Raw genomic sequence first — 25,358 nt, 5'->3', positions numbered from 1 at the left:
AGCCAGAAAATTTTAGAAATTGCTGTCAAAGCAGCAGATTCAAAACGAGCAGAAGAAATTGTCGCATTAGACGTAAGAGAGATTTCATTATTAGCAGATTATTTTTTAATTTGCCAAGCCAATAGTGAACGTCAAATCAATGCGATTGTTGATGAAATTAACGAACAAGAAGCCAAAAATCAAGTAGAAGTCAAACGTGTGGAAGGTAAAGAAGGCGGAAAATGGATTTTAATCGATTTAGGCGATGTTATTGTCCATGTATTCCAATCTTCAGAACGTGCCTTTTACAACTTAGAAAAATTATGGTCAGATGCCCCAATGGTTGATCTAAGCGCTTGGGTTGACTAAAATGGCCTATGAAACGTTTGCTTTCGTCTATGACGAAGTGATGGACGAAAGCCTATACCAAAAATGGTTGGATTTTTCCAATCGTCATCTCCCACAAGGAACCCAACAAATTCTTGAAATGGCTTGTGGTACAGGCGCTTTAGCAGTTGATTTTGCGAAAAGTGGTTATGATGTGACGGCCTTAGACTTATCAGAAGAAATGTTGATGATTGCTAGTGAACGAGCCTTTGAAGAAGAAGTGCCAGTTCAATTTGTTCAGGGAAATATGCTAGATTTATCTGAAGTGGGACAATACCAAGCCATCACTTGTTTTTCTGATTCACTGTGCTACATGGCTAACCGCCAAGAAGTACAACAAGTGTTCGATGAAGTTTATCAAGCGTTAGAAGAGGAAGGAACGTTCATTTTTGATGTTCATTCTACTTACAAAATTGATTCAGTTTTTCCAGAATATAGCTATCATTATCAAACAGAAGAATTTGCTTTTCTATGGGATAGTTACGCTGGTGAAAAAGAACACAGCATCGAACATTTCTTAACATTTTTTGTGAAAGAACAGGAAACAGATGAACACTTTGTTCGGTATGATGAATTGCATCAAGAACGAACCTATTCGTTAGATAACTATCTACGAATGTTAGAAAGTGCTGGTTTCATGAATGTCAAAGTTTATGCAGATTTTACAGATGAAGCACCAACTGAAACAAGTGAACGCTGGTTCTTTGTTTGTCAAAGAGATTAATAAGATTTGGCTTATGAGCTTGGGACAGCGCTTAAAAACGTTTGTCTCTTTGCTGATAAGTCCATTTTTTTATAACGGAGGTGGCTAGAGTGAAAGCCTGTGGCATTATCGTGGAATATAATCCCTTTCATAATGGACATCGCTATCATGCCCAACAAGCTCGCCAACAAAGCGGAGCTGAAGTAGTGATTGCTATAATGAGTGGAAATTTTTTACAAAGAGGAGAACCAGCCTTACTAGATAAGTGGGCCAGAGCAGAAGAAGCTTTGCAAAATGGTGTGGATTTAGTCATTGAATTGCCGACAGCTTGGTCGGTACAGTCTGCGGATTACTTTGCCAAAGGCGGTATAAAGTTATTGCAGGCGTTGCAATGTGAGAGCTTATGTTTTGGAACAGATAGTACAAGCGCAATTGATTATGCGGCTTTCGGCCAGTTTGTCCAAGAAAATCAATCCTTAATTGATCAAACGTTCCACGCATTGACAGACAAACAATTGAGTTATCCACAAAAAATGACTGCTGTTTTTCGTCAAGTATATCCTGAAAGCAGGTTTGATTTTTCTTCGCCTAATCATATTTTGGGGATGAGTTATGCAAAGGAAAATGCCACGTATCCAACCCCGATGACGCTCTACCCAATTGCTAGAAAACAAGCGGGCTTTCATGATGCAACGATTTCTGGGAAAGTTGCTAGCGCCACGGCGATTAGGCAAAGTGTTTTTCAACAAGAAATAACGCAAGTGCTGCCAACGGTGCCTTCTATAACCGCACAACATTTACAAACACAGACAATGATTTCATGGGAAAATTATTGGCCCTTCCTAAAGTATAAAATTGTTCAATCCTCGTTAGAAGAGTTACAAGCCATTTACCAAATGACGGAAGGACTTGAATATCGACTAAAAGATCAAATCCAAGCAGCAGGTTCTTTTCACGAATTAATGGAACGTATGAAAACGAAGCGTTATACTTGGACAAGATTGCAACGATTAGCAACCTATATATTGTTAAATATGACCAAAGAAGAAGTTGAAACTGTTTGGCAAAACAGTTATCTCCATGTGCTAGGATTTACGCCAAAGGGACAAGCTTATCTAAAAGAAACCAAAGCACAGATTCAATTGCCGGTAATTTCCAAAGTATCTAAAGAAAACCGCGCAATGCTTTCGTTAGATATTCGCGCCAATCAACTATACCAAATGGGAGATTCTTCTTTAAAAGAACAAAATTTTGGTCGGTTTCCCTTACGATTTTCGCCAGATACCTAAAAAATACTTAACAAAAATCAGTTTCCCCAGTATAATAAACAAGGGATAAGATACTAACAACAAATCAGAGAAAGCGAAGTGAGAATATGGGCCGTAAATGGGCAAATATTAAAGAGAAAAAAGCTGCCAAAGACGCAAACAATAGCCGTGTTTATGCAAAATTCGGGATTGAAATTTACGTAGCAGCGAAGTCAGGAGACCCTGATCCTCATGCAAACCAAAAATTACGGTTTGTAATCGAACGCGCCAAAACATACAATGTACCAAAACATATTATTGATCGCGCTATTGAAAAAGCAAAAGGTTCAGCAGATGAACAATATTCTGAATTACGCTATGAAGGATTTGGGCCAAATGGTTCAATGGTCATTGTTGATGCTTTAACAAACAACGTGAACCGAACAGCAGCAGATGTGCGGGCCGCATTTGGTAAAAACGGCGGAAACATGGGTGTCAGCGGTGCTGTTTCCTACATGTTTGATAATACAGGTATCATTGGCTTTGCTGGTGACGATGCGGATGAAATTTTAGAATACTTAATGGAAAAAGACATTGATGTTCGCGATGTTGTTGAAGAAGACGGTCAAATTATCGTTTACACAGAACCAGAAGATTTCCACCATGCACAAGAAGCGTTAAAAGAAAAAGGCATTGAAGAATTCACAGTTACTGAGTTAGAAATGGTTCCACAAAATGAAGTAACATTAGAAGGCGACGATTTAGCGAACTTTGAAAAAATGTTAGACGTTTTAGAAGATTTAGAAGATGTTCAAAAAGTTCATCATAATGTAGATTTACCTGAATAATCCATTTGTTCGTTTGTTTTAAGATTTAGAAAGTGAGCCATCGGTCATTTTGACTGATGGCTCACTTTTTTTCATATAATACATAGAAAAAAGAAAGTTGATTGATAGGTCCATGTGACACAAAGCATTCAATGACAGGTTCAACTTTTGTCTGTTCCATAAATATTTGTCTAAACAGTTGAATTAATAGTACAATAGTCTAGTAAGATAGATCATTGAACGGGGTGAATAGGCGTGAAAAAGGGAATGTTCGCGTTTTTTGTCGGGCTAGCGGTTTTATCATTAACTGCTTGTCGGGAACCAAAAGAAAAGAAAGTGACCGCTTCAACGGAGGCATCCTCTAAAGTTGAAGAGACGAATGAAAAAACCAGTGAAACAATTGATAAGACAAACGAACAAGCGAGCAGCAGTGTCGAGTCTAACGAATCAGTGAAAAATGAAGAGCCGACAGCTGATGGAAACAATAGTCAGCTAACTGTAGCTGATTTAGATACTACAGCGATTAATGCTGGCGATTTTACTACTTTAGTTGGAACATGGAAAAATGGTAAAGGAGAGAGTTTGATCATTCATCCTGATGGTAGTACAAATACCGGAGGAATGATTACGAAGGATTCACCTACTGATGAGTCGCGACCAATTACAAGCTTAAGTATTAGGTGGGGGCCTACTGGTGCTGCGTTATTATTATATAAAATTGGTGTTGAAAATCCTAACGGCGACCAATCGGATAAGACGAAACCGCGATTGTTAATTACTCAAGATAGTGGAAATTATCCTGCGGAAGAGTATTACTATCGTTCTTCTGAAGAGGAAATTCAAGACCAAAATGAAGAGGCAAAAATCATCGAGAACCAAGAACAAGCAGAGGCATGTATCAGAAGTACATTGACTGATGCAGAAAATGATGATACGAACCTTGGATTTTTTTGTATGAATGGAAATGACTTCTTTTTTAGAGCCCAATCGAAACAGATGGCTGCAAATGGAGGGACTGGGACTGTTGGTTTTTTCAGAGTATCGCCACAAGGAGCAGTCAGAATAACGGATGCACAAGGCAACTAAAGATAGTCTCGTGGCAATCTATTTAATTCCTATAAAAGTAGCAAAATAAGAATGAAATGATCACAAAATCTTCACATTTAGTTTGTAAGATATAAGCATATCAACAAACAACCTTAACAACACAAAACACTTTTTCATTTTTAACTCCTTTCCCGTCCTTACCCAAAGGGCGGGTCTTTTTTATGTTCAAAACGATTCGCTCAAGATACCAAAAAGCCAGCTTGTAGTAAGCTGGCTTTTAACTCTTTACATGTTGGCGCTTGTAGACACGAGATAATAATTAAGGTGTTGGAACAGTTGGTGAATAGTTCGTTTTTCGACCATAAAGTTCTTGTGTCGCCGCCGAGATATACGCAGATGAATCTTTTCCTGGGAGGTTATACATTAGATAAATACCATATTGCTCCGCTTTTGTACGTTTGGCATATTGCGCAGCTAGATTTTGATTGACACCAACTTCAACGGCAGAAGCACCTAAACGAGAAGCAGGCATACCTGCAATTTGTGGCGGATTCCAGGTACTATAATAAGGGTTCCAAGCATAATCAATTAAAGAACTCATTTGAGGATTAGCAGAAGAGTTCGCAGCCGCTGGTCCAATATTATAAAAAGTAATTAATTTATCATTGCCTAAGCGATTTCTTAAGGCTTGAAGTAACCAAATGAACGAAGAATTATTTGGTTGAGGCGTTCCATTTTTTCCGTATTCAGCATACTCATCATCAAAATCAATACCATCTAAATGATACGTATTAACGACTTGTTCTAATTGAGCTGCAAAGGCATCCGCACTTTCGTAAGTTGGGAAGTTAGCAAAGCCAGCGCCTTCATGGTTGCCTAAAATAGACAATAGGACTTTAGTGCCGCGTGCTTGAACTGGACGAATTTGTGTTTCAGCTTCGTTTAAAGTTTGTTGGACCCGTTCATTTAGATATAAGTAAGGTTTTTTATTGACCGTGTCATAATTAATATTGGCTGCAAAAATAATCCCCATATCAAAAGCAGGTTGATTGGTTCCAGCTAAAGTATATTTTCCCACATTGTTAAAATCGTGGTTGTTTACTTCTACATACATGACTGTTTTAGGTGTAACAGTTGATGCTGCTTGTACTTCAAATGCAGGTAGTGCAAACAGTAACCCACCGACTAAAAGTATCAAACTTAAAAAAGTTGAAATAATCCCTGTTTTCTTGTTAAAAAAATGAGTGCTCAATTGATGCCCCATAACTTTCTCCTCCTATAAAATAAATATTATTTGTAAGCGCTAACAAAGATATGTTATCATTTTTATAATTTAAACACAAGAAGAAGAGAACAAAAGTGAGCAAATCCACAGAATATAAAAGCGTCCTTCGCAAAATGGTCTTGCGAAGGACGCTCTTTTACCAATCAAAGAGTAAGGCATAGCCTAAAGAAAGCAGCTCTCGACCAAAATTTTTGATATCTTTTGGAAAAGAAGAAGCCGCAGTGATGCCTGAAACATTTGAGATGCCTGCTCGCTTGGCTAAAAGTTGCGAGCGGTACATGTGAAAGTCACTAGTAACAATCACTAACCGTTTAAAAGAAAGGAGTTTTTGTGAATTGACAATATTTTCTTTGGTGCGTGTGGCACGATTTTCTAAGAGAATCTGTTTTTCTGGAACACCTTTATTTAGCAAGTATTGTTTCATAACCGCGGCTTCCGTAGCCGGCTCATCTGCTCCTTGCCCTCCGCTAACAATAACGGGTGTCTCGGGGTGTTGTTTAATATAGGGGATAGCCACATCTAACCGAGCTTGCAAAACACGGCTGGGCAGTGCGGTTTCTTTAGACGTCCCTAAAACACGGGCCCCTAAAATTAAAATAGCATCTGGTTTATCGGTGGGTTGCGTATTTTTGCCAGTAAAAATAAGTAGACCTAAAATCAAAAGAATACAAAAGCCAAAACTGACAATGGATAAACTTGTTATTTTTAACCAATGCATGAAACATCCCTCCTTGTAATGTTAGTGTATACGAAGTACCATAGAAAAAGCGATAGAAAACAAAAGACTTATAAAAAAATCTATGTTTTAATAGAAACTTTTGAAGAGAGGGAGCGAATGCATGCGTACAGAAGAAGAAATGTTTCAACTTATTATGGATGTAGCAAAACAAGAAGAACACATTCGAGCTGTGGGAATGGTGGGTTCTCGCACGAATGTGAAAGCGCCAAAAGATAGTTTTCAAGATTTCGACATTGTTTATATTGTAGAACCATGTGCTGAGTTTTTTGAAACAGCAACGTGGATAGCAAAATTTGGACAACCATTAATTATGCAACGTCCCAAGGAAATGACCTTATTTCCCACAGAACCGAAGACGCGGGAAACATTTTTAATGTTATTTGAAGATGGCCAACGTATCGATTTAACATTGTGTCCTCTCGCAGAAAAAGACAATTGGCATGAAGGCGATTCTTTAGCAATTATCTTGTTAGACAAAGATGAAAATTTGCCATCTTTACCTGTAGCATCTGATAAAAATTATACAGTAACAGTTCCGAATCAGCAGCAGTTTAACGATTGTTGCAATGAATTTTGGTGGGTTAGTACGTATGTAGTTAAGGGGCTTTGTCGGAATGAACTATTTTACGCTGTCACACATCTCTATGAATATTGTCAGCAGGAACTGTTGCGCTTGCTTTCTTGGCAAGCGGCTTGGCAGGAACCGGAGCCAATTTCTGTTGGGAAACAATTTAAGTATCTGAAAAATTATGTCACTCCTGACACGATGGATCAATTAGCATCGTTGCTGGATTTTTCTAGTAAAGAAGCTTGTTGGAACAGCTTAATAAAGACACAAGCCTTTTTTGATGTCGTCGCTCAGGATTTTGCTAAAATGGCCCAGTTTACGTATCATTTACAAGAAGCAAAAAAAGTCACAGAGTATACAAATTCTTTAAGATTAAAGGATTTACAAGGAAAATAAGCTGAAAACAACGTAAAAATAGTGTATAATTGAAAAAATTAATCTGCGAGAGAAAGGGAAGTTTTTTTGATTGTAGATCACCGCAGTTGTTTGTTGCCTAGTCTCTAAGAAATAAACCTAAAATTATTGATATAAAGGATGAACAAATGAAAAAAGAAGAAATGCAAATGCGTAATACACGTCGTCAAAAATCAGGAAAAAATAATAAAAAGAAAGTAATTATTACTTCTTTGGTTGGACTAGCTCTGGTTGCTGGGGGCAGCTATGTTTATTTTCAAAGTCACTTTTTACCAACCACAAAAGTAAATGGAGTTTCTGTAGGCTGGTTAAATGTAAATGCAGCGGAAGAAAAATTAGCGCAAGTTAATCAAACCGAAGAAGTTGTGGTTCAAACGGGGACAAAAGAAGAAAAAATTCAACTTCCTAAAAAATACCAATTGGATCAAAAATTTTTAAAAGACCATTTACACAGTAGCAAGGTGAAGCTACCGTTAAACGAGGCATTCAAAAAAGAACTAGAAGCCAAATTAGCAACTTTGAGTTTTCCAGAGGGGAAACCAAGCAAAAATGCGAGTATCCGTCGAGGCAATGGCACTTTTGAAATTGTTCCCGAAGAACAAGGCACAGTAGTGGACACACAGCGCTTAAATCAGCAGATTATTGCGGATGTTGAAGCGGGAAAAGGCAACTATCAATACAATGCCAAAGATTTTTATAAAGCCCCTGAAATTACAAAAGAGGATCAAACGTTAAAGGCGACATTGACAACGCTCAATAACAAGTTAAATAAAACAATTACAGTTGATATTAATGGTGAAAAAGTAGCCTTTGATAAAACACAAATTCAAAACGTGCTGAATGATGATGGCACAATCAACAAAGAAAAACTAACTACTTGGGTGACACAATTAGAAACAACATATGGTTCTGCTAATCAACCAGTTTTATTTACAGATGTTCACGGTACGACACGTCGTTTTAAAAACAATGGAAGTTATGGCTGGTCGATTGATGGGGCCAAAACGCAAGAACTACTAGTAAACGCGCTGAATAGCCAAGAACAAACGAATGCAATCACTGCTCCGTTGGTTGGTGATACCAAAGAAAATAGTAAAATTGCCAATAATTACATTGAAATTGATTTAAAAGATCAAAAAATGTATTGTTTCATTGATGGCAAAAAAATAGTCACCACAGATGTCATTACTGGCAGATATAACAAAGGAACCGCAACAGTACCAGGATTCCATACAATTTTATATCGGACAACCGATGTGAATTTAGAAGGTCAAATGCTTGATGGTTCTCGATACAGTGTGCCAGTAAAATATTGGATGCCGTTATTAAGTCAAGGGGGCGTTGTCACACAAATTGGGATTCATGACTCCGACCATAAATTGGATAAGTACGGCGATAAAGAAGCCTTTAAAACCGATGCTGGTAGTAATGGCTGTATCAATACGCCAGGAACAGAAGTTTCAAAAATCTTTGACGTATCCTATGACGGAATGCCGGTAATTATTTACGGACATATCTATGATGATGCACCAGGTGAATTTGATAAACCTGTGGATTACGGCGAAGAAGTATAAATGATTATTTACAGCACCAAAAGGGCAAATGAGCAGTCTTTTTGGTGCTGTTTTAGTTGAATAGATAATTTATAAATGGACAAGCAAGGAGCAAAACCATGGCAGAAAGAATTTTATTAGTAGATGATGAACAAGAAATAGCTGATTTGCTGGAAGTATATTTAACGAGTGACGGTTATGAAGTAGAAAAATTTTATCGAGGGAAACCTGCTCTGGAATCAATGGCAAATAATCAGTTCGATTTAGCGGTACTTGATGTAATGTTACCAGATATTGATGGCTTTCAAATGGTTAAAAAAGCACGGGAAAAATATTTTTTCCCTATTATTCTTTTAACCGCTAAAATTGAGGACATTGATAAAATTACTGGGCTAACTTTAGGCGCTGATGATTATATTACAAAGCCGTTTAATCCATTGGAAGTAGTCGCACGTATTAAAACACAACTAAGACGTTTTCGTAAATATAATTCACAGGCGAGTCTACAACAAGAAACAGAAGGAACAGAAATAGATATTCATGGTTTGGTGATAAATAAAATACATCATACAAGTAAACTATACGGGGAGGATATATTTTTAACGCCATTAGAATTTTCAATTCTTTGGTATTTAGCAGAACGTCAGGGAGAAGTAGTCCCAGCAGAGATATTGTTTGAAGAAATCTGGGGTGAAAAATATTTGGAAAACAATGGAAATACCGTGATGGCACATATTGGCCGTTTAAGGGAAAAATTAAAAGAACCACCAAGGAAGCCAAAGTTTATTAAAACTGTTTGGGGAGTGGGGTATAAAATTGACTGAAAAGAAAAAAACAGGAAAACAGCAATTTAAAGAACGAATGATTAAACAACTACTAACAAAGTTTTTGTTTTTTAGTTTGGGAATATTGGCGTTATCAGCAGTCTTGTATTTTTTTAGTAATTTTTTGTTTGGATTACGTAGATGGGGCATGGAAGATCCACTCTACCTTTTAGCCAAAGGAATTGAGGAGAACTACGTTTATTTAATTAGCTTAGTAATTCTAGGTGGTTCAGTAATCATTCTTTTTCGGATATGGTTGCAAAGCATCAATCAATTAACAGAAGTATTGGAGGCAACAGGGAAACTCTATCAGAATTCCGAAGAACCGATAGCCTTGTCAGCAAATTTAATGGAGTTTGACAAAGAGTTGAATCAAATCCGTCAAGAAGTTAACTTACGCCAGCAACAAGCGAAGGAAGCTGAGCAAAGAAAGAATGATTTGATTGTTTATTTAGCACATGATTTAAAAACGCCTTTAACATCAGTCATTGGTTATTTAACACTTCTTCATGATGAACTGGAAATTTCGACGCAATTACGAGAAAAATATTTAGCTATTTCATTAGAAAAAGCAGAGCATTTAGAAGAGTTGATTAATGAATTTTTTGAAATAGCTCGATTTAATCTCTCGAATATTGAATTAGAACCAACGAGTGTTCGCTTGGATCGTATGTTAAATCAAGTAAGTTATGAATTTTTACCTATGTTGAAACAAAAACAGTTAACTATTGAAACAGATTTTACTGAGGCTTTGTCTATTCATCTTGATGTCGATAAAATGCAAAGAGTTTTTGATAACTTAGTTCAAAATGCCATTAACTACAGCTATGCAGGAACAACCATCTCTCTTTCCACTAAAGTTGATAATGAAAATCAACGAGTAAATATTTATTTTACAAATCATGGCCCTACTATTCCACCAGAAAAATTAGCCCGAATTTTTGAACAATTTTTCCGATTAGATACTGCCCGTCAAACAAACCGAGGAGGCGCAGGACTAGGTTTAGCGGTTGCTAAAAAAATTGTGGAGCTGCATGGCGGGGTGCTTTCAGCTGAAAGCGAAAATGAAAAAACTACCTTTATGATTTCTTTATCGATTTTGTAAGAAAATCGTTAGAAATTCTTGCGAAAAAAAAGAATGCTCCTTTTTACTAGCTTGCTATACTAATTTTGTTAAGTAAGTAAAGAGGAGAGAAATAAAAATGAAATTTAAAGTTACAATTGGTGTCGCTATTTTAGGCCTTTTTATTGTGGGCATGGCTGTTAAACAAGTTGCTGAGAAAAAAATAGTTTCAATAGGAAATGAGCAAGCCCTCAGTTTAGAGGAAGAGGAAAAAATGAGTTCTCCTGAAGAAGGCGATCAATCATGGAAATTATTATTAGTAAATCAAACGCATCAGATTCCTGAAGATTATCAAATCCAATTAAAAAAATTACCTAACAAACAGGCAGTGGATAAACGAATTTATCCAGCTTTGAACAGGATGTTTAAAGATGCCAAAAGACAAGGCTTCTATCTTGAAGTCACTTCTAGTTATCGAACAAATGAAGAGCAAAAAGAAATTATGGCAGAAAAAGTACAGGCTTTTCAAGATCAAGGATTCAGCGAACAAGAAGCGATTGAAACAGCTGAAAGTTGGGTAGCAGTGCCGAGAACTAGTGAACATGAAGTAGGTTTAGCAGTGGATATAAATGCGCAAAGTAAGCGATCTACTGACGAAGAAGTCTACGCTTGGTTGGCAAAGAACGCCTATAAATATGGATTTATTCTTCGTTATCCTTCAGACAAAGTGGAAATTACGGGTGTTAGTTATGAACCTTGGCATTATCGATATGTGGGTAAAAAAGCAGCACTAGAGATTCAAAAAGCGAGTCTAACGTTAGAAGAATACTTAGCAGAAAATAATAATTAATTGTTTATCAATAAAGCTATCTTAGCTTTTACTGAACATAGGCTATTTTTTATTGACAAGCGTCATAACCCGCTCTATGATACAAACAGAACAAGCAATTTAAATTGGGGGAACGAAGATGCCATTTGTACATGTAGAATTAATTGAAGGCCGCACAGAAGAACAGTTAACTAATATGGTCAAAGATATTACAGAAGCTGTGTCAAAAAATGCTGGTGCACCAAAAGAGAATATCCATGTGATTGTCAATGAATTGAAAAAAGACCGCTATGCACAAGGCGGCGAATGGAAAAAATAAGTTTTCAGAGAATTTCTGTTGAATCACTTGCTTTTTCTGAAAATAAGTGGTTAAATAAGTGCATAAATGATTGATGAGAAAGACAACTGAACTTGCCCGCGATCTATTAGAGAGGAAAATCTTGGCTGAAAATTTTCCAGATTGGCACAAGGGATGACCACTTTCGAAACCTTTGTTGAAACAAAGGCGGTCGCACCGTTAACACGCTAGAGGAACACAGATTATTTGTGTTCAAAATTAGGTGGAACCACGATATTTTCGTCCTAGTATTCGTTAGAATACTAGGACTTTTTGTTTTTTAACAAGGGGAACAGGTGGCTGTTTCGTTTCATTGTGAAAAACAGGAACACAATGAAACGCTTCAAATCAAAAAAATTAAAAGGAGAGAATTTTATTATGTCTATTCACATTACTTTTCCAGATGGCGCTGTCAAACCGTTTGATTCTGGGGTTACAACATTTGATGTTGCTAAAAGTATTAGCAACAGTTTAGCCAAAAAAGCTTTAGCTGGTAAATTCAATGGTGTTTTAATCGATTTAGATCGTCCTATCGTAGAAGATGGTTCGCTTGAAATCGTGACGCCTGATCATGAAGATGCTTTAGGAATTTTACGTCATTCGTCAGCTCATTTAATGGCTAATGCCTTACGTCGTCTTTTCCCTAACATTAAATTTGGCGTAGGTCCTGCGATTGATTCTGGGTTCTACTATGATACAGATAATGGGGAATCCCCTGTGACAGCGGAAGATTTACCTGCAATTGAAGCCGAAATGATGAAAATTGTGAAGGAAAATAACCCAATCGTTCGTAAAGAAATCTCACGTGCAGAAGCGTTAGAATTATTTGCTGATGATCCTTACAAAGTTGAATTAATTACAGATTTACCAGAAGATGAAATCATCACTGTCTATGATCAAGGCGATTTTGTTGATTTATGTCGTGGTGTTCACGTCCCTTCAACAGGACGGATTCAAGTCTTTAAATTACTTTCAGTAGCTGGTGCTTATTGGCGCGGAAACTCTGACAATCATATGATGCAACGGATTTACGGCACTGCCTTTTTCGATAAAAAAGATTTAAAAGAATTTATCAAAATGCGCGAGGAAGCCAAAGAACGTGACCACCGTAAATTAGGAAAAGAATTAGATTTATTTATGGTTTCACAAGAAGTTGGTTCAGGGTTACCTTTCTGGTTACCAAAAGGCGCAACCATTCGTCGTACAATTGAACGTTATATTGTGGACAAAGAAATTAGCTTAGGTTACCAACATGTGTATACACCAATTATGGCAGATGTGGAATTATACAAAACATCTGGTCACTGGGATCATTACCATGAAGATATGTTCCCACCAATGGATATGGGCGATGGCGAAATGCTGGTATTACGTCCAATGAACTGTCCACACCATATGATGGTTTATAAAAATGACATTCATAGTTACCGCGAATTACCAATTCGAATCGCTGAATTAGGGATGATGCACCGCTATGAAAAATCTGGCGCATTATCAGGGTTACAACGTGTTCGTGAAATGACTTTAAACGATGGCCATACTTTTGTTCGTCCTGACCAAATTAAAGACGAATTTAAACGTACTTTGGAGTTAATGGTGGCAGTCTATGCTGACTTTAACATTACGGATTATCGTTTCCGCTTAAGCTATCGTGATCCAAATAATACAGACAAATATTTTGATGATGATGCGATGTGGGAAAAAGCGCAAGCGATGTTAAAAGCTGCCATGGATGAATTAGAATTAGATTACTTTGAAGCAGAAGGTGAAGCTGCCTTTTACGGTCCGAAGTTAGATGTTCAAGTAAAAACAGCTTTAGGAATGGAAGAAACATTATCAACCATCCAATTAGACTTCTTATTACCAGAACGTTTTGACTTAACTTATGTTGGCGAAGATGGTGAAAATACACATCGCCCAGTTGTTATCCACCGTGGTATCGTCTCAACAATGGAACGATTTGTGGCTTACTTAACAGAAGTTTACAAAGGCGCTTTCCCTACTTGGTTAGCACCAATTCAAGCAACTATTATCCCAGTTTCTGTAGAAGCGCATTCTGAGTATGCTTATGAAATCAAAGAACGTTTACAAGCACAAGGCTTACGTGTTGAAGTCGATGATCGTAACGAAAAAATGGGCTACAAAATTCGGGCCTCTCAAACACAAAAAGTACCTTATCAATTAGTGGTCGGGGACAAAGAAATGGAAGATGCAACGGTGAACGTCCGTCGTTATGGAAGCAAAGAAACTTCTGTCGAAGATTTATCAATTTTCATTGACAGCATGGCTGCTGAAGTTCACAATTACAGCCGTTAAAAAAAGAGAAAAAGTCAAAAGGACTTCTGAATTCAGAAGTCCTTTTGACTTTTTTCAACAACAAAATAATTAAATATTTCCTTAGAGCTAGGAATAATCCTGATTTTTTGACTAATTTTTGTTACAATGAGAATGCGAAACTTTTTAGTGAAGGGACTAGAGGTATGAAGAAAAACTCATTTATAGATAAAATAAAAAAAACAGATGCCGCAGCAAAGAGTCAACGAGGTAGAAAGCCACATATTCCTTTTCGATTGAACTTATTATTTTTTGTGATATTCACTTTATTTGTTTCATTAATTGTCCGTTTAGGGTATTTACAGATTGTAGAAGGAGAAGAGTTTAACAAAAAAATCACTGCCAATTCTTCACTACAAATCACGACACCATCCCCTCGAGGACAAATTTATGATTCACAAGGAAAAGTCTTGGTTTCTAACAAAGCCAATTTAGCAATCACTTACACACGAGGAAAAAATATTGAAGGAAAAGATATTTTACCGATTGCGAATAAAGTCAACGAACTTATTAACGTTCCAGTTGATCCAAACTTAACGGACCGTGATAAAAAAGATTATTGGTTAGCGAATCCTGAAAATTTAAAAGCAGCCCAAGCCCGTTTAACCGATCAAGATAAAGAAGATGAAAAAGGCAACAAAATTACGGACGAAGGCACATTATATGCCAAAGCCGTTGAAAAAGTCACCCCTGAAGAAATTGCGTTTGATGACCGAACCTTACAAGCAGTGACGATTTTTAAACGAATGAATGCCGCGTCACAAATGAACACGGTCTTCATCAAGAATGAAGGGGTAACAGAAGGTGAAATTGCGACAATTGGTGAACACACAGCGGAAATATCTGGTGTTTCAACAGGGACTGATTGGACGCGTGATTATTCTCAAAGTGGTGCATTACGTAGCCTGTTGGGCACCGTTTCAACTGAAAAACAAGGATTGCCAGCCGAAGAAGTCGATGAATATTTGAAAAAAGGCTATGCACGAAATGACCGTGTTGGGACTAGCTATTTAGAAAAACAATATGAAGACGTTCTACAAGGTAAAAAAGCAAAATCAGAAGTCGTTTTAGACAATAACGGAAAGATTGTTTCACAAACCCCAATTTCCAAAGGGGAAAAAGGTTCCAACTTAAAATTAACGATTGATTCAAATTTCCAAAACAAAGTTGATGAAATTTTACAACGAAACTATTCACAAATAGTCAAAACCATTGGACCATACTCAGAAAATGCATATGTCGTTGCTATGAACCCTCAAACAGGTGCTATTTTAGCGATGTCCGGATTTCATCATGATTTAGCAACTGGGGAAGTCACACCTAATCCTTTAGCACCTATTTTGAATTCTGAAGTTCCTGGATCAGTTGTGAAAGCAGGTACTTTAACAGCTGGTTATGAAACAGGCGTCATTAAAGGCAATGACGTTTTAACAGATGAAGCTATTTTACTAGCAGGTAGTAATCCAAAAGCTTCTTGGTGGAATGCTTCTGGCGGAACAACCATGCAATTAACTGCGGAGCAAGCGTTAGAATATTCTTCGAATGCCTATATGATGAAATTAGTCTTTAAAATGATGGGTGTGAATTATTATCCCAATATGATTTTCCCTTATGAAGTAGGAGATGACACTGTCTTTAAAGAATTAAGAAAAGCTTTTGCAGAATATGGTATGGGAACGAAAACTGGAATTGATATACCAGGAGAAACAACAGGAATTCAAAACAAGGACTTTAAGGATTCGTCTTCTGCGCCACAAGGCGGTAATCTTCTTGACCTATCTTTTGGACAATATGATACCTATAGCGCGTTACAATTAGCACAGTACGTTTCCACTGTCGCAAATAATGGTATCCGCGTGCAACCCCATGTGGTAGAAGGAATCTATGGCAATGATGAAAATGGAGCTTTAGGAAAAATTTTAAAAGAAATTGAACCAAAAGTTTTGAATAAGGTGAATATTTCTGAAGACCAGATAGGAATTCTTCAACAAGGTTTCTATAATGTGGTAAATGGAACTAGTCCTTTTACAACTGCACGTGGTTTAAAATCAGACAAGTTTTCGATTGCTGCTAAAACAGGGACCGCCGAAACGCAAGCAACAGATGCTAATGGAGTAAACCATACAACGGTTAATAGTAACTTGGTGGCTTATGCGCCGTACGAAAATCCTGAAATTGCAATTAGCGTTGTTTTACCACACTTAAATGATGAATCTTCCAAACCAAATCAAACGATTGCCAAAGAAGTTTTAGAAGCGTATATGGAAATGTACAAAAAATAAAATTTGTAAAGTAGAACTACTTTACAAATTTGCCCAAAAGGGTAGTCAAATGACAAAAAAAATGGTATGATATTCAAGTCTAAGAAATCTCTTGGAAAGATCAATTATTAGTAGGAGGGGAAAACATGCGCGTAAACATCACTTTAGAGTGTACTTCTTGTAAAGAACGTAACTACTTAACAAATAAAAATAAACGTAACAATCCTGATCGTTTAGAAAAACAAAAATATTGCCCACGTGAAAGAAAAGTTACTTTACACCGTGAAACTAAATAATTTATTTGAATATAGCCTAGAATCCTTGCTTTATAAGGGTTCTAGGCTCTTTTTTTGTTGTTAGGAATTTACTGATTTAGTTATTGATGTAGATTTGCTATTTTAAAAATTTACATAGCTACTGAAAGCATCTGTTGCTTCTTTAGTAACTTCATCAGAAACATGAGTGTAAGTATCCATAGTTATTTGTAAAGAAGAATGTCCTAAACGTTCTTGGATTATTTTAGACCTAACATTATCTGATTCGAATAATAATGTTGCGTGTGTATGCCGAAAACCATGACAACCAATAGAATGTAAGTTAGCTTTTTCTGCCAATCTTTTGGAACGTTGGTAAATGTCTTGACTTCGGAACATGGTACCATCAATTTTTGTAAAAATAAGCTGTGTTTTAAACCCACCTTTTTTCATTAAAGCCTCACGCTGTCTAAGTTTCCATTTTTTTAAGATATAAGCAGTCTTGTTATCAAAAGAAATTTTACGAATAGAATTGGGAGTTTTAGGATCGTTTATAGTCAATCCATTTGTACTGATAGCAGTAGTTTTATTTATATTAACTACCTGCTCTTTAATATCAATATCACTCCAATTCAATGCTAAAGCTTCACCAACACGTATACCAGTAAAAGAAAGTAAGCGAAAAATAGCACAGTCTAAGTCAGCATAGTATTTTAGAACTAAACTTTCTTCTTTGGCTTGATTGGCAATGCTATCAGCTGTATTTAAGAAATGTTCCAGTTCGTCTTTTGTATAGAACTTTCTTTTTATATTCTTTTCTACTTTCTTTAGCGAACTAGGCTTAGTTATTTTCTTAAATGGGTTTGAGTCTATTATTTCTAAACCAACAGCATAGTCACAAACACGAGAAGCATAACTCAAAAGTACTTTTCCCATTTCATTCTTTTTATACCATTCATTAACAGATTTTTGCACGATCTTGACTGTTAAACGCTCAAGTCGCATTTTCCCGAATGTGGGTAAAATGTGTTTTTTCATACGTCGTTCAGTAGCTATGAATGTGGATTCCCTAACTGTTTTTTTGTATTCGTCCAACCACATATAATAAATTTCTTCAAAAGTGGTTAAACGAGTATGCTCGTTAGCTAGATTTCCGTTATCAAAATCTAATTTTTTTTGATTAAGCTTGAGCTGTGCTTCTTTTTTTGTATTACAGTTTCTGATAGTGACATTAATTTGTTTTCCAGTTAAATAATCTACGCCTAAATAGGCAGTTACTTTCCAGTATTTTTTCCCTTTTTTTGTATATTGTTTAAAAGTTGCCATTTTTTATCCTTTCCACTTGGGCAAGCGAATAGAAGGAATGACAAATTTTTAGCACCTCCTTATTAAATTTTAAAGCCCCTAGCATGAATCGAACACGCTAGAACTCACCAGAGAGGGGATTTATAGTAGAAATTATGTTATAATTGGCCTATGAAGATATCATCCAATTTTTATGTTAGTCGTTTCTTGATGCGCTAAAATGAAAAGCAATAGGATTTATTTTTCTGTTCCAGTTATATTCGAAATTTGGGTTGTAATGCATTTTTAGGGAGAAGTTTTTAATTAACGAAAGAATAGCTTCATGTACTATTTGCCTCATAATCGCTAAGTGTATGTCTGTGAATTGAACTGGCTGATTATTATAATCAGGAGACCCTCCTAAAAATATGTGATTATTTGATTGTGGTGGAATCTGAAAGCCAGTAGTTCCTTTAATCAATGAACTGTAATTACTATCGATTGTAGGATCAAAGTGAGCACCGCCATCTTGATTTGCTAAAGTGATAATGATTTTACCTCTTGAAAAGTCACTATTTTTCCCAACTCTAAAAATTGTCCCATTCCACCAATCATCAAAAGAAAGTTCGATATGTCTTTTTTTTAGTGGATTAAATAAAAATGTATCGTAGTATCCAACCTTGGGTGGTTGTGCTAAAAATCTGGCACAATAAATACTACCGTAAAAGATTTCTTGTTTGATTGGATAATCAATAAAACTATACATTTTGAGTGATTTTTTACTTTCTATTTGATTTATCAAGCTATGAGAAGTTCGAGAATCGTAAAATAACATTCTCAAAGTGGCAGAAGAACGTTTTATCATATTAAACATTCCGTTATCGTATGCTTCAGAATCCAAGATTAAGGCTTCTACACTTTCGACTAATTGTTGTTTAGTTTCTTCAGGTAATCTGTTAACTCTATAATTTTTTTTCATGAGGTGATAAAATGACAACTCCTTCCGAATTAGTTCCAATAAAAGAAATTAATGATATCTGGGGCAGTCCTAATGTCGAAACTATGTGTTCCGTTTTTGATAATACACCAAATATCACAAAAGAAATATTAGTTCATTTATTGGCAGGGTATCCTATTGTTGATTTAAGCGATGGTGAGTATATACATTTTTTTCAGTTGGATGATGAAGCTATACAGTTTATAAAAGAAAAAAATATTCTTTAGTCCGTGTTTCCAGCACGGACTTTTTTATTTCAAATAAATTTCTTGTCCCATTTTTAAGTTGTAATGAGCTATAACATTTGAGTAATTGTATTGTCCTTCATATTTTTCGATTAAGCTTCTAAACATATATTGTTCTGCTTCAGCTTCCATCTTAGAACGAAAAACAGGAATTTTATACAATGCCATTATATACACATGGTCTTTTACATGCTTTAACTCGTGATATATTGCTTCTTCTTGTTCTGATGGTGTTAAATTTTGATTTACAAATATGATACCGTAGGTAGGGTCGAAACATGCGCGTTTGTTCAAAGTAGTAAAAACTAACTCCACATTATATTCTTCTACCAACTCTTTGATACTTTTCATATAAGCACAACCTTTGACTTATTTCCCGAATCTACCCTTTAAATATGCACGGATAACTTCTCTGTCATGATCATCAAGTGGTTCACCGTCAAAACTCATGACGTTATCCAGTACATCATCTAAATCATCAGAATTTTTTTCATAAGTTACTTTAGTATTATCAGTTCTTCCCAATAGATAATCTACCGATACATTGAAATATTCTGCTACTTTTTCTAAATCTTTTGCTTTAGGATCATTTGTTTTCCATTTATAAAATAAATTCTCGCTAAATCCTAGCTCAAGAGCTACTTGTTTAACATTTTTATTTTTCGTTTTTGCTAAAGATTTTATCCTCTCAAACAGTGACATAAAAGCATTCTCCATTCTAAAACAAATAAAAAGTACCTGAACTTATATATTTTTGTTGACAAATGTATAAGTTCGTATTATTATTTGTTTGTAAGTTAATTAGATAGAAAAAAAGCAAGCTAAAACACACCTTACAGCATTAAGTTTGGCGACCGAGTGCAAAATAAAGGCTTTGTTATAGGCTTATTTAACTATGTATTTATAGTATATGTTCGGGTACTTTTTGTCAACATATTTTTATATTTCTATCTAATTAACTTACTAAATACTAAAGAAAGGAGTATAGACCATGCCAGATACGTCAGTGGGCAGAACGAAAATTCGTGAGTATTTCGATGATAAGAAAATATCATTAACATCTGTAGCAACATATTTTAACATTCCAAAACAGGACTTAAACGATTATCTTTCTGGAAAAAATCAAAGTAAAAAAGCTCACGAAACACTAACGGCTATTATTGAATACTACAAAATCAGATAGGAGGAATAAAAAATGGAAAAGAAAGCAACTCTAATCATCGAAGAAGGAAATGAAACTTCATGTGAAGAAATTCCTGTGAGTAAGTTGTTGACTAAGATTTCACAAGAAATTGATCAAAAATGTACACGGATTGAAATTAAAAAAGGAGTAAGTAATGAATGCGCAAATGTTGATGAAGGTCAAAAAGAAAATGAAGTTGAACAACTAAAAAAATATATAAAAAAATTCGACCTTACTTACAGTCAAGCGATGATATTACTTACTGAAGTAAAAGCCGAATTTCATAGCGAAATGATGTCTAATAAATTAAGTTAATTCATCATCAGGAAAATCGCCGTTCAATTGTTGCAAAGCTTCCTCGTAATATGAAGCGAATGCGGCTGCTGTAGCGCTAGCTCCTGGATCAAAGTAATCTGGATGATTCATTTCAGCAATGATATATGCTTGAGCAATTGCTATAGCCATTTCATGTTCACGTTTTGAAATCAAAAACATTACCACCTTATCAATTATTTCAGTGGACCACTCACTGATAAGGAAATTATATCAAAAAAAGAAAGTGTCGTAGACGTTCAGAAGAGCAAGTTCGGAATATCAAAAAAATATTAGATATTAGATAGGAGGTGTAGGTAAAAGTGGAAGAAGCGATTATCAAAGTTGACTTACAAAACCTAATGAAGTTGATCAAACAAGCTGAGGAGCAAGCTGACCAACTTCAAAAAACTTTAGATGAGATAAATAAAACTAAAATCCTAATTTCTTAGCTGCCCATTCTGACCCAGCGGCAGACTTCATATCTTCCCACGAATCGAAGTTTGTGTTTGAGCTAATGAATTTATCTAATTTATTGTCATCTATTGATTCCATATCAGAGAAATCAAATCCGGATTTTTCAATAAACTCATCAATATTAGAGAATTTAGTATTTTCAATCATAAATTCTTTAGTGAATAGTTCATCGAATGGTACAGAATGTTCGCCATCTAAAGACTCGGCATTTTTAGCAAATTGATTTAGCTCATGTTGTAATTCGTCAAATCCATTTAATTCGAATTTCATAATATTTCACCTCGCTTTCAAATTCATTTTACCAAGAGGTGAATTGTAAAACAATCAGTATAGGAGGTGATAGTAATGGAAGTGATTTTAACTCCAGAAAATGAAGCTTCTCTAAGAGATTTTGTACACGGAATTATTGTTGATGAAATAGAAAAAGCACGAAGAGATACCGCAGTTGATAAGCGAGTCTTAAATCAAACAGAGATTGCAAAATATTTCAATGTATCCACCACAACAATAAGGGAATGGGAGAAGCTAGGTCTTCCACATGGATCAGTAAGTAAACAAGGGAAGTTCTACGACAAAGAAGAGTGTCGCAGATGGCTTCTATCACAAAAAAGATAAATCTTGGGCAAGCGAAATTTAGGGAGGAAATAATATGAAAAAAATATATCACTTAAGACGTATAGCGGCATTGCTAATCGTTTTTGGCTTGGGGCTTTTAGTAGGTGGCAATATTGGTCCATTAATCCAAAACATATATATAGCAGCTTTTATCATTTGGTTGCTCTACTACGATTTAGCGTTGGAAGATCGAGAAGTAAAAAAACAAAAATAAAGACCCACTTCGACGGCCATCAAAGTAGGTCAATTACAAATATCAAATTCAAGGAGAGTGTACCACATGAATAAAGAAATTGAAAGAATGATTATTGAACTTGAAAAAGAATGTAAGGCACAGAATGTTGAACTTCTTCTATGTGCTACAAATTTTGAAACAGGCCAAGGAAGTACTGCGTTTTGTGGTTCAGTTATCGGGTTAGCTATACTCTTGCAAAAACTTGTAGGTGATCTAAAAGAGCAATTAAGTATAAGCGAATCTTGTGATTGTCCAGAATGCGTAGCAGAAAGAGCCGAAGATGCTGCAAATGAAAAATCTATGGATGAATTACTAACTGCATTTTTACGAGGTGAACTGCAATGATTGAAGTAAGAGGTTTAAGTGATGATGTTTACGAATTAATGTTAGCGAATGCTCAAAATAGAATTGTTCAATCAATTCGAACTGCAGCATCAAATGGTAATACAAGTTGCGTGGTGAATAGTAAAGGTCTTACATCAACGTTTTTATCTCAATTAGAAACAGAAGGATTTGATCACGTTGAACTTGAAGAAAACAAAACGAAAATATTCTGGGAGTGGTGAAAATGCCTGAATTTGATTCATTAGGAGCTAGACAAGAGATGCCAGAAGAAAAAGAAGTATTAGAGCCAACATGGGAATATGACGAAGAAGAGGAGAAACAAATATGAATAGAAAGCAATTGATAATGAGAATGAGTTTAATGGATCAACGTGAAATTTTAGGTTTTGATTTAGATATTGAGGAAACAGCCTTGTACGATGAGTTAAAAAAGGTAATAAAAAAACATGGTCTTAGTTATGAACAAATAAATAGGGTCATCACTGTAATTGATGACCGCTATTTTGAAAATGCGGTTACTAAAAACCGTACTTTTTCTCAATGAGTTTTTCGAGTTCATCCTTAGATTTTTTAATGGGATATTTTTCAGCAGTTTCTTTAGATGCACCCAAAATAAAGAATGATGACGCAAAACCTTGTACCGTCGAAGAACCATCAATAGATTCTTGAACAATTGATAATATTTTCCAACCATGATCAAGCAAAAGATTTACAAGCTCTGTTTCACTAGTATCAATTTTTTCAACTCTATCAACATCATAATTCAGCAACATAATCACCTCACTTTTACGAATAGTATAACAAAGAATAGGAGCAAAAATATATGAGTAACGATTTAGATGTAAAAGCAGATCAAATTATAGTAGCAGTGATTGAACCGTTTTTACCTGCTTTGTATGAATTTCAAGAAAGTACAAAAGATATGATTAAAAAAAATGCAAGAACTTATAAAGAAGCAATGGATTTACAAAGAACGATAGATTCTAAAGTCGACAGCATTTTGTTAGATGTCTTTGGTAATGAGGACATCATGAGAAAGGATAATGCGTTTAGATTACTAAGTGCGACTTTATTATGGACGTACAAAGAAATAGAAAAAGAAGCTATGAATCAAGAAATCAATCCATAGCAAAGTTTGTTGTAAATTTTAGATGTATGCACAATGCTCACTTAAAAATATTATACCAAGAAAGGAACATAAATATGAGTAACGATTTAACACAAATGACACAACGCTCTTTAGATGAACAAGTCATCGGAAATTTAAATAGATTGCAAGAGCAAGGGTTAGAAATGCCACCAGGCTATAGCCCGCAGAATGCTTTGAAAAGTGCTTTCTTTGAATTAACTAACAATTCAGGAGGGAACCTTCTTCAGTTGGCAGCTAACAATCCAGAAACTAAAACATCTATTTCTAACGCCTTGCTTGATATGGTTATCCAAGGATTATCACCTGCGAAGAAACAATGCTATTTCATTAAATATGGAAATAAAGTCCAGCTTATGCGCTCATATTTTGGAACCATGGCTGTATTAGATCGAGTAACTGGAGGGGCAGATATCACGCCTGTTGTAGTAAGAGAAGGCGATGTATTTGAAATTGCTATGGATGGTCCCGACTTAGTTGTTGCTAAACATGAAACGTCCTTCGAAAACCTAGACAACGACATTAAGGCTGCTTATGTGGTTATTAAGCTAGCAAATGGTAAGGAAGTAACAACCGTCATGACAAAGAAACAAATTGATAAGTCATGGAGCAAAGCAAAAACAAAAAATGTTCAGAATGATTTTCCAGAAGAAATGGCAAAAAGAACTGTCATCAATCGAGCTGCTAAATATTTAATCAATACTAGTAACGATAATGATTTATTTGTGCAAGCCGCTAAAGACACACTCGAAAATGAATTCGAACGAAAAGATGTGACACCAGAGCGAGAAGAGCAAACTGCGGTACTCGAAGAAAAACTATTTTCCAACAATAAAAAAGCTGTTGATCAAGAAAAAGATAATGAACGAATTACACGTGTGGCTGATGTAACAGAGCAACCAGATATCGAACAAGCCAAACCAATTGAAAAAGAAGATTTAATGAAAGCGGCGGACCGAATTTTAGAAGAGCCAGTTCAGGAAACTTTAGATGTGATGGCTGGTTATGAAACCAATCAGAAAGAGAGTGAAGCTGATGTCTCAACGATTGAAGAAGACGATTATCCTTTCTGATGAAAATTATTATTCACAAGAAGCGGACCTAGCTTATATGTCTGTCTCTCAATATAAAAAATTTCTTGAATGTGAAGCTGCAGCTCTTGCCAAGTTAAAAGGCGAATGGACACCAGAGAGTGATCAAAAAGCATTGCTAGTTGGTAATTATGTTCATTCTTACTTTGAATCACCAGAAATTCATGAAGCATTTAAAGAAGAAAATAAAAACAAGATGTTTTCTTCAAGAAAACCGTTTGGCCTACTGAAAGATTTCCAAATTGCGGAGCAGATGATTGAAAGATTAAAACAAGAAGAAGCCTTTTTAAATATTTATCAAGGTGAAAAAGAAGTGATCGTCACAGGTGAAATTGGTGGTGCAATGTGGAAAGGGAAAATTGATTGTTTGAATTTAGAAGAAAAGTATTTTGTAGACATCAAAACAACCAAAGATATGCATGAGAAGAAATGGGATGAACGTTTAAACAGAAAAGCAAACTTCATTGAACGCTTCGGTTACGTGTTACAAATGGCTGTTTATTGCGAACTGCTTCGACAACAATATGACAAAAATTTTCTTCCTCTCATTGCAGCTGTTTCGAAACAAACACCTAGTGAAGCAAAACTCATCACTCTTAGTGAAGAAAAAATGATTTACGAATTAGAAGAATTAAAAGAAAACATCGAGCATGTTGTGCGAGTTAAAAATGGTGAGGAAGCACCAGTTAGTTGTGGAATTTGTGAATATTGTAGAGGACACAACAAAATTACAAATTTTACCAGTATGGACGATTTATAGGAGGAGGTGCATAACGA

Annotated in this window: 35 protein-coding genes; 26 read left to right on the top strand and 9 right to left on the bottom strand. The window is 35.6% G+C overall.

Translation table 11 applies throughout. The features are described 5' to 3' along the window. The first annotated feature begins 9 nt into the window (after positions 1 to 9). From rsfS to IGK96_RS11405, 5 genes are all read left to right on the top strand, one after another. The gene (gene rsfS / locus IGK96_RS11425) at positions 10 to 348 is read left to right on the top strand and encodes a ribosome silencing factor (protein WP_033072556.1); all 339 of its coding nucleotides are present in this window, start codon (positions 10 to 12) and stop codon (positions 346 to 348) included. Position 349: 1 nt separating this feature from the next. Further along, positions 350 to 1,090: a class I SAM-dependent DNA methyltransferase gene (locus IGK96_RS11420; protein WP_002356302.1), complete on the top strand. Its 741-nt coding sequence runs from the start codon at positions 350 to 352 to the stop codon at positions 1,088 to 1,090. An 80-nt stretch (positions 1,091 to 1,170) separates the two neighbouring features. After that, positions 1,171 to 2,358 carry a nucleotidyltransferase gene (locus IGK96_RS11415; protein WP_002362361.1) on the top strand — a complete coding sequence of 396 codons (1,188 nt, stop codon included), beginning with the start codon at positions 1,171 to 1,173 and terminating at the stop codon, positions 2,356 to 2,358. Between the two features lie 86 nt (positions 2,359 to 2,444). Beyond that, on the top strand, positions 2,445 to 3,164 hold the full coding sequence (locus IGK96_RS11410) for a YebC/PmpR family DNA-binding transcriptional regulator (RefSeq protein WP_002356305.1): 720 nt from the start codon (positions 2,445 to 2,447) through the stop codon (positions 3,162 to 3,164). Positions 3,165 to 3,398: 234 nt separating this feature from the next. Next, positions 3,399 to 4,229: a DUF6287 domain-containing protein gene (locus IGK96_RS11405; protein WP_161975151.1), complete on the top strand. Its 831-nt coding sequence runs from the start codon at positions 3,399 to 3,401 to the stop codon at positions 4,227 to 4,229. Between the two features lie 280 nt (positions 4,230 to 4,509). Here the strand turns inward: IGK96_RS11405 and IGK96_RS11400 are convergent, their stop codons facing one another. Both IGK96_RS11400 and IGK96_RS11395 read right to left on the bottom strand, forming a co-directional pair. After that, entirely contained in the window at positions 4,510 to 5,454 is a 945-nt protein-coding gene (locus tag IGK96_RS11400) for an endo-beta-N-acetylglucosaminidase (RefSeq protein WP_002382461.1), read from the bottom strand. Between the two features lie 157 nt (positions 5,455 to 5,611). Beyond that, the gene (locus IGK96_RS11395) at positions 5,612 to 6,193 is read right to left on the bottom strand and encodes a YdcF family protein (protein ID WP_002359392.1); all 582 of its coding nucleotides are present in this window, start codon (positions 6,191 to 6,193) and stop codon (positions 5,612 to 5,614) included. 121 nt (positions 6,194 to 6,314) lie between these two features. On the opposite strand from IGK96_RS11395, the gene IGK96_RS11390 reads away from it, so the two are divergent. The 9 genes from IGK96_RS11390 to rpmG all read left to right on the top strand — a co-directional run bounded on the left by IGK96_RS11390 (position 6,315) and on the right by rpmG (position 16,693). Then, positions 6,315 to 7,178 (top strand): aminoglycoside 6-adenylyltransferase, encoded by an 864-nt coding sequence (locus IGK96_RS11390; protein WP_016622607.1) that lies wholly within the window; start codon positions 6,315 to 6,317, stop codon positions 7,176 to 7,178. A 146-nt stretch (positions 7,179 to 7,324) separates the two neighbouring features. Next, positions 7,325 to 8,770 carry a L,D-transpeptidase family protein gene (locus IGK96_RS11385; RefSeq protein WP_002370561.1) on the top strand — a complete coding sequence of 482 codons (1,446 nt, stop codon included), beginning with the start codon at positions 7,325 to 7,327 and terminating at the stop codon, positions 8,768 to 8,770. Between the two features lie 98 nt (positions 8,771 to 8,868). Continuing rightward, a complete protein-coding gene (vanR, locus tag IGK96_RS11380; RefSeq protein WP_002356311.1) occupies positions 8,869 to 9,573 on the top strand; it encodes a VanR-ABDEGLN family response regulator transcription factor in 705 nt (234 codons plus the stop codon). Continuing rightward, complete coding sequence (locus IGK96_RS11375) at positions 9,566 to 10,678, top strand: sensor histidine kinase (protein ID WP_010707131.1); 1,113 nt, start codon at positions 9,566 to 9,568, stop codon at positions 10,676 to 10,678. The genes vanR and IGK96_RS11375 overlap by 8 nt, the downstream gene beginning before the upstream one ends. 97 nt (positions 10,679 to 10,775) lie before the next feature. Further along, on the top strand, positions 10,776 to 11,486 hold the full coding sequence (locus tag IGK96_RS11370) for a M15 family metallopeptidase (protein ID WP_002356314.1): 711 nt from the start codon (positions 10,776 to 10,778) through the stop codon (positions 11,484 to 11,486). A gap of 118 nt (positions 11,487 to 11,604) precedes the next feature. Beyond that, positions 11,605 to 11,784: a 2-hydroxymuconate tautomerase gene (locus IGK96_RS11365; RefSeq protein WP_002356318.1), complete on the top strand. Its 180-nt coding sequence runs from the start codon at positions 11,605 to 11,607 to the stop codon at positions 11,782 to 11,784. Positions 11,785 to 12,180: 396 nt separating this feature from the next. Next, on the top strand, positions 12,181 to 14,118 hold the full coding sequence (gene thrS / locus IGK96_RS11360) for a threonine--tRNA ligase (protein WP_002359397.1): 1,938 nt from the start codon (positions 12,181 to 12,183) through the stop codon (positions 14,116 to 14,118). A gap of 164 nt (positions 14,119 to 14,282) precedes the next feature. Further along, positions 14,283 to 16,418 carry a peptidoglycan D,D-transpeptidase FtsI family protein gene (locus tag IGK96_RS11355; protein ID WP_002359399.1) on the top strand — a complete coding sequence of 712 codons (2,136 nt, stop codon included), beginning with the start codon at positions 14,283 to 14,285 and terminating at the stop codon, positions 16,416 to 16,418. A 125-nt stretch (positions 16,419 to 16,543) separates the two neighbouring features. Beyond that, positions 16,544 to 16,693 (top strand): 50S ribosomal protein L33, encoded by a 150-nt coding sequence (rpmG, locus tag IGK96_RS11350; protein ID WP_002356321.1) that lies wholly within the window; start codon positions 16,544 to 16,546, stop codon positions 16,691 to 16,693. A gap of 102 nt (positions 16,694 to 16,795) precedes the next feature. Here the strand turns inward: rpmG and IGK96_RS11345 are convergent, their stop codons facing one another. Together IGK96_RS11345 and IGK96_RS11340 are read right to left on the bottom strand one after the other, a co-directional pair. Continuing rightward, entirely contained in the window at positions 16,796 to 17,977 is a 1,182-nt protein-coding gene (locus tag IGK96_RS11345) for a tyrosine-type recombinase/integrase (RefSeq protein ID WP_085444263.1), read from the bottom strand. Positions 17,978 to 18,152: 175 nt separating this feature from the next. Then, positions 18,153 to 18,836 (bottom strand): hypothetical protein, encoded by a 684-nt coding sequence (locus IGK96_RS11340; protein WP_129194668.1) that lies wholly within the window; start codon positions 18,834 to 18,836, stop codon positions 18,153 to 18,155. 89 nt (positions 18,837 to 18,925) lie between these two features. Between IGK96_RS11340 and IGK96_RS11335 the strand changes: the two genes are divergently transcribed. Then, the gene (locus IGK96_RS11335) at positions 18,926 to 19,159 is read left to right on the top strand and encodes a hypothetical protein (RefSeq protein WP_002367290.1); all 234 of its coding nucleotides are present in this window, start codon (positions 18,926 to 18,928) and stop codon (positions 19,157 to 19,159) included. A gap of 24 nt (positions 19,160 to 19,183) precedes the next feature. Here the strand turns inward: IGK96_RS11335 and IGK96_RS11330 are convergent, their stop codons facing one another. Together IGK96_RS11330 and IGK96_RS11325 are read right to left on the bottom strand one after the other, a co-directional pair. After that, positions 19,184 to 19,528: an ImmA/IrrE family metallo-endopeptidase gene (locus IGK96_RS11330; RefSeq protein ID WP_438756162.1), complete on the bottom strand. Its 345-nt coding sequence runs from the start codon at positions 19,526 to 19,528 to the stop codon at positions 19,184 to 19,186. An 18-nt stretch (positions 19,529 to 19,546) separates the two neighbouring features. Then, the gene (locus tag IGK96_RS11325; protein ID WP_085382934.1) at positions 19,547 to 19,879 is read right to left on the bottom strand and encodes a helix-turn-helix domain-containing protein; all 333 of its coding nucleotides are present in this window, start codon (positions 19,877 to 19,879) and stop codon (positions 19,547 to 19,549) included. Between the two features lie 289 nt (positions 19,880 to 20,168). Here IGK96_RS11325 and IGK96_RS11320 point away from each other — a divergent pair, with 289 nt between their 5' ends. Next, on the top strand, positions 20,169 to 20,360 hold the full coding sequence (locus IGK96_RS11320) for a hypothetical protein (RefSeq protein ID WP_010829959.1): 192 nt from the start codon (positions 20,169 to 20,171) through the stop codon (positions 20,358 to 20,360). Positions 20,361 to 20,372: 12 nt separating this feature from the next. Beyond that, positions 20,373 to 20,675: a hypothetical protein gene (locus IGK96_RS11315; protein WP_104802090.1), complete on the top strand. Its 303-nt coding sequence runs from the start codon at positions 20,373 to 20,375 to the stop codon at positions 20,673 to 20,675. Here the strand turns inward: IGK96_RS11315 and IGK96_RS11310 are convergent. Beyond that, complete coding sequence (locus IGK96_RS11310; RefSeq protein ID WP_122634212.1) at positions 20,667 to 20,849, bottom strand: hypothetical protein; 183 nt, start codon at positions 20,847 to 20,849, stop codon at positions 20,667 to 20,669. The two genes, IGK96_RS11315 and IGK96_RS11310, sit on opposite strands and share 9 nt — an antisense overlap. Positions 20,850 to 20,995: 146 nt before the next feature. Between IGK96_RS11310 and IGK96_RS11305 the strand changes: the two genes are divergently transcribed. Beyond that, complete coding sequence (locus IGK96_RS11305; protein ID WP_010776103.1) at positions 20,996 to 21,124, top strand: hypothetical protein; 129 nt, start codon at positions 20,996 to 20,998, stop codon at positions 21,122 to 21,124. Here the strand turns inward: IGK96_RS11305 and IGK96_RS11300 are convergent. After that, positions 21,105 to 21,419 carry a hypothetical protein gene (locus IGK96_RS11300; protein ID WP_010776102.1) on the bottom strand — a complete coding sequence of 105 codons (315 nt, stop codon included), beginning with the start codon at positions 21,417 to 21,419 and terminating at the stop codon, positions 21,105 to 21,107. The two genes, IGK96_RS11305 and IGK96_RS11300, sit on opposite strands and share 20 nt — an antisense overlap. A gap of 75 nt (positions 21,420 to 21,494) precedes the next feature. On the opposite strand from IGK96_RS11300, the gene IGK96_RS11295 reads away from it, so the two are divergent. The 5 genes from IGK96_RS11295 (at position 21,495) to IGK96_RS11275 (ending at position 22,887) form a co-directional block, all read left to right on the top strand. Further along, positions 21,495 to 21,764, top strand: a complete 270-nt coding sequence (locus IGK96_RS11295; RefSeq protein ID WP_002365131.1) for a hypothetical protein — start codon at positions 21,495 to 21,497, stop codon at positions 21,762 to 21,764. Between the two features lie 34 nt (positions 21,765 to 21,798). Next, positions 21,799 to 21,978, top strand: coding sequence for a hypothetical protein (locus IGK96_RS11290; RefSeq protein ID WP_002400769.1), 180 nt, complete (start codon positions 21,799 to 21,801; stop codon positions 21,976 to 21,978). A gap of 66 nt (positions 21,979 to 22,044) precedes the next feature. Next, a complete protein-coding gene (locus tag IGK96_RS11285; protein WP_002388460.1) occupies positions 22,045 to 22,344 on the top strand; it encodes a hypothetical protein in 300 nt (99 codons plus the stop codon). After that, positions 22,341 to 22,565: a hypothetical protein gene (locus tag IGK96_RS11280; RefSeq protein ID WP_002358104.1), complete on the top strand. Its 225-nt coding sequence runs from the start codon at positions 22,341 to 22,343 to the stop codon at positions 22,563 to 22,565. The genes IGK96_RS11285 and IGK96_RS11280 overlap by 4 nt, the downstream gene beginning before the upstream one ends. Positions 22,566 to 22,668: 103 nt before the next feature. Next, on the top strand, positions 22,669 to 22,887 hold the full coding sequence (locus IGK96_RS11275; protein WP_002370011.1) for a hypothetical protein: 219 nt from the start codon (positions 22,669 to 22,671) through the stop codon (positions 22,885 to 22,887). Here IGK96_RS11275 and IGK96_RS11270 read toward each other — a convergent pair. After that, a complete protein-coding gene (locus IGK96_RS11270; RefSeq protein WP_002400768.1) occupies positions 22,862 to 23,116 on the bottom strand; it encodes a hypothetical protein in 255 nt (84 codons plus the stop codon). The two genes, IGK96_RS11275 and IGK96_RS11270, sit on opposite strands and share 26 nt — an antisense overlap. A 50-nt stretch (positions 23,117 to 23,166) precedes the next feature. On the opposite strand from IGK96_RS11270, the gene IGK96_RS11265 reads away from it, so the two are divergent. The 3 genes from IGK96_RS11265 (at position 23,167) to IGK96_RS11255 (ending at position 25,341) form a co-directional block, all read left to right on the top strand. Further along, positions 23,167 to 23,472, top strand: a complete 306-nt coding sequence (locus IGK96_RS11265; RefSeq protein WP_002400767.1) for a hypothetical protein — start codon at positions 23,167 to 23,169, stop codon at positions 23,470 to 23,472. Between the two features lie 74 nt (positions 23,473 to 23,546). Next, positions 23,547 to 24,563, top strand: a complete 1,017-nt coding sequence (locus tag IGK96_RS11260) for a recombinase RecT (RefSeq protein ID WP_010821115.1) — start codon at positions 23,547 to 23,549, stop codon at positions 24,561 to 24,563. After that, a complete protein-coding gene (locus IGK96_RS11255; protein ID WP_181037376.1) occupies positions 24,526 to 25,341 on the top strand; it encodes a PD-(D/E)XK nuclease-like domain-containing protein in 816 nt (271 codons plus the stop codon). The genes IGK96_RS11260 and IGK96_RS11255 overlap by 38 nt, the downstream gene beginning before the upstream one ends. Positions 25,342 to 25,358: the final 17 nt, after the last annotated feature.

The sequence above is a fragment of the Enterococcus sp. DIV0682 genome, assembly GCF_051712685.1.
Lineage (GTDB): Bacteria > Bacillota > Bacilli > Lactobacillales > Enterococcaceae > Enterococcus > Enterococcus faecalis.
This window is presented reverse-complemented; position numbering and strand designations above follow the sequence as displayed.

What these genes read in the sequence shown, in the direction of transcription:
- IGK96_RS11420 (WP_002356302.1), top strand. Translation starts at nt 350, where the DNA reads ATGGCCTATGAAACGTTTGCTTTCGTCTATGACGAAGTGATGGACGAA.
- IGK96_RS11410 (WP_002356305.1), top strand. Translation starts at nt 2,445, where the DNA reads ATGGGCCGTAAATGGGCAAATATTAAAGAGAAAAAAGCTGCCAAAGAC.
- IGK96_RS11400 (WP_002382461.1), bottom strand. Translation starts at nt 5,454, where the DNA reads ATGGGGCATCAATTGAGCACTCATTTTTTTAACAAGAAAACAGGGATT.
- IGK96_RS11395 (WP_002359392.1), bottom strand. Translation starts at nt 6,193, where the DNA reads ATGCATTGGTTAAAAATAACAAGTTTATCCATTGTCAGTTTTGGCTTT.
- IGK96_RS11390 (WP_016622607.1), top strand. Translation starts at nt 6,315, where the DNA reads ATGCGTACAGAAGAAGAAATGTTTCAACTTATTATGGATGTAGCAAAA.
- IGK96_RS11385 (WP_002370561.1), top strand. Translation starts at nt 7,325, where the DNA reads ATGAAAAAAGAAGAAATGCAAATGCGTAATACACGTCGTCAAAAATCA.
- vanR (WP_002356311.1), top strand. Translation starts at nt 8,869, where the DNA reads ATGGCAGAAAGAATTTTATTAGTAGATGATGAACAAGAAATAGCTGAT.
- IGK96_RS11370 (WP_002356314.1), top strand. Translation starts at nt 10,776, where the DNA reads ATGAAATTTAAAGTTACAATTGGTGTCGCTATTTTAGGCCTTTTTATT.
- IGK96_RS11365 (WP_002356318.1), top strand. Translation starts at nt 11,605, where the DNA reads ATGCCATTTGTACATGTAGAATTAATTGAAGGCCGCACAGAAGAACAG.
- thrS (WP_002359397.1), top strand. Translation starts at nt 12,181, where the DNA reads ATGTCTATTCACATTACTTTTCCAGATGGCGCTGTCAAACCGTTTGAT.
- IGK96_RS11355 (WP_002359399.1), top strand. Translation starts at nt 14,283, where the DNA reads ATGAAGAAAAACTCATTTATAGATAAAATAAAAAAAACAGATGCCGCA.
- rpmG (WP_002356321.1), top strand. Translation starts at nt 16,544, where the DNA reads ATGCGCGTAAACATCACTTTAGAGTGTACTTCTTGTAAAGAACGTAAC.
- IGK96_RS11345 (WP_085444263.1), bottom strand. Translation starts at nt 17,977, where the DNA reads ATGGCAACTTTTAAACAATATACAAAAAAAGGGAAAAAATACTGGAAA.
- IGK96_RS11335 (WP_002367290.1), top strand. Translation starts at nt 18,926, where the DNA reads ATGACAACTCCTTCCGAATTAGTTCCAATAAAAGAAATTAATGATATC.
- IGK96_RS11330 (WP_438756162.1), bottom strand. Translation starts at nt 19,528, where the DNA reads ATGAAAAGTATCAAAGAGTTGGTAGAAGAATATAATGTGGAGTTAGTT.
- IGK96_RS11325 (WP_085382934.1), bottom strand. Translation starts at nt 19,879, where the DNA reads ATGTCACTGTTTGAGAGGATAAAATCTTTAGCAAAAACGAAAAATAAA.
- IGK96_RS11320 (WP_010829959.1), top strand. Translation starts at nt 20,169, where the DNA reads ATGCCAGATACGTCAGTGGGCAGAACGAAAATTCGTGAGTATTTCGAT.
- IGK96_RS11315 (WP_104802090.1), top strand. Translation starts at nt 20,373, where the DNA reads ATGGAAAAGAAAGCAACTCTAATCATCGAAGAAGGAAATGAAACTTCA.
- IGK96_RS11300 (WP_010776102.1), bottom strand. Translation starts at nt 21,419, where the DNA reads ATGAAATTCGAATTAAATGGATTTGACGAATTACAACATGAGCTAAAT.
- IGK96_RS11295 (WP_002365131.1), top strand. Translation starts at nt 21,495, where the DNA reads ATGGAAGTGATTTTAACTCCAGAAAATGAAGCTTCTCTAAGAGATTTT.
- IGK96_RS11290 (WP_002400769.1), top strand. Translation starts at nt 21,799, where the DNA reads ATGAAAAAAATATATCACTTAAGACGTATAGCGGCATTGCTAATCGTT.
- IGK96_RS11285 (WP_002388460.1), top strand. Translation starts at nt 22,045, where the DNA reads ATGAATAAAGAAATTGAAAGAATGATTATTGAACTTGAAAAAGAATGT.
- IGK96_RS11280 (WP_002358104.1), top strand. Translation starts at nt 22,341, where the DNA reads ATGATTGAAGTAAGAGGTTTAAGTGATGATGTTTACGAATTAATGTTA.
- IGK96_RS11275 (WP_002370011.1), top strand. Translation starts at nt 22,669, where the DNA reads ATGAATAGAAAGCAATTGATAATGAGAATGAGTTTAATGGATCAACGT.
- IGK96_RS11270 (WP_002400768.1), bottom strand. Translation starts at nt 23,116, where the DNA reads ATGTTGCTGAATTATGATGTTGATAGAGTTGAAAAAATTGATACTAGT.
- IGK96_RS11265 (WP_002400767.1), top strand. Translation starts at nt 23,167, where the DNA reads ATGAGTAACGATTTAGATGTAAAAGCAGATCAAATTATAGTAGCAGTG.
- IGK96_RS11260 (WP_010821115.1), top strand. Translation starts at nt 23,547, where the DNA reads ATGAGTAACGATTTAACACAAATGACACAACGCTCTTTAGATGAACAA.
- IGK96_RS11255 (WP_181037376.1), top strand. Translation starts at nt 24,526, where the DNA reads ATGTCTCAACGATTGAAGAAGACGATTATCCTTTCTGATGAAAATTAT.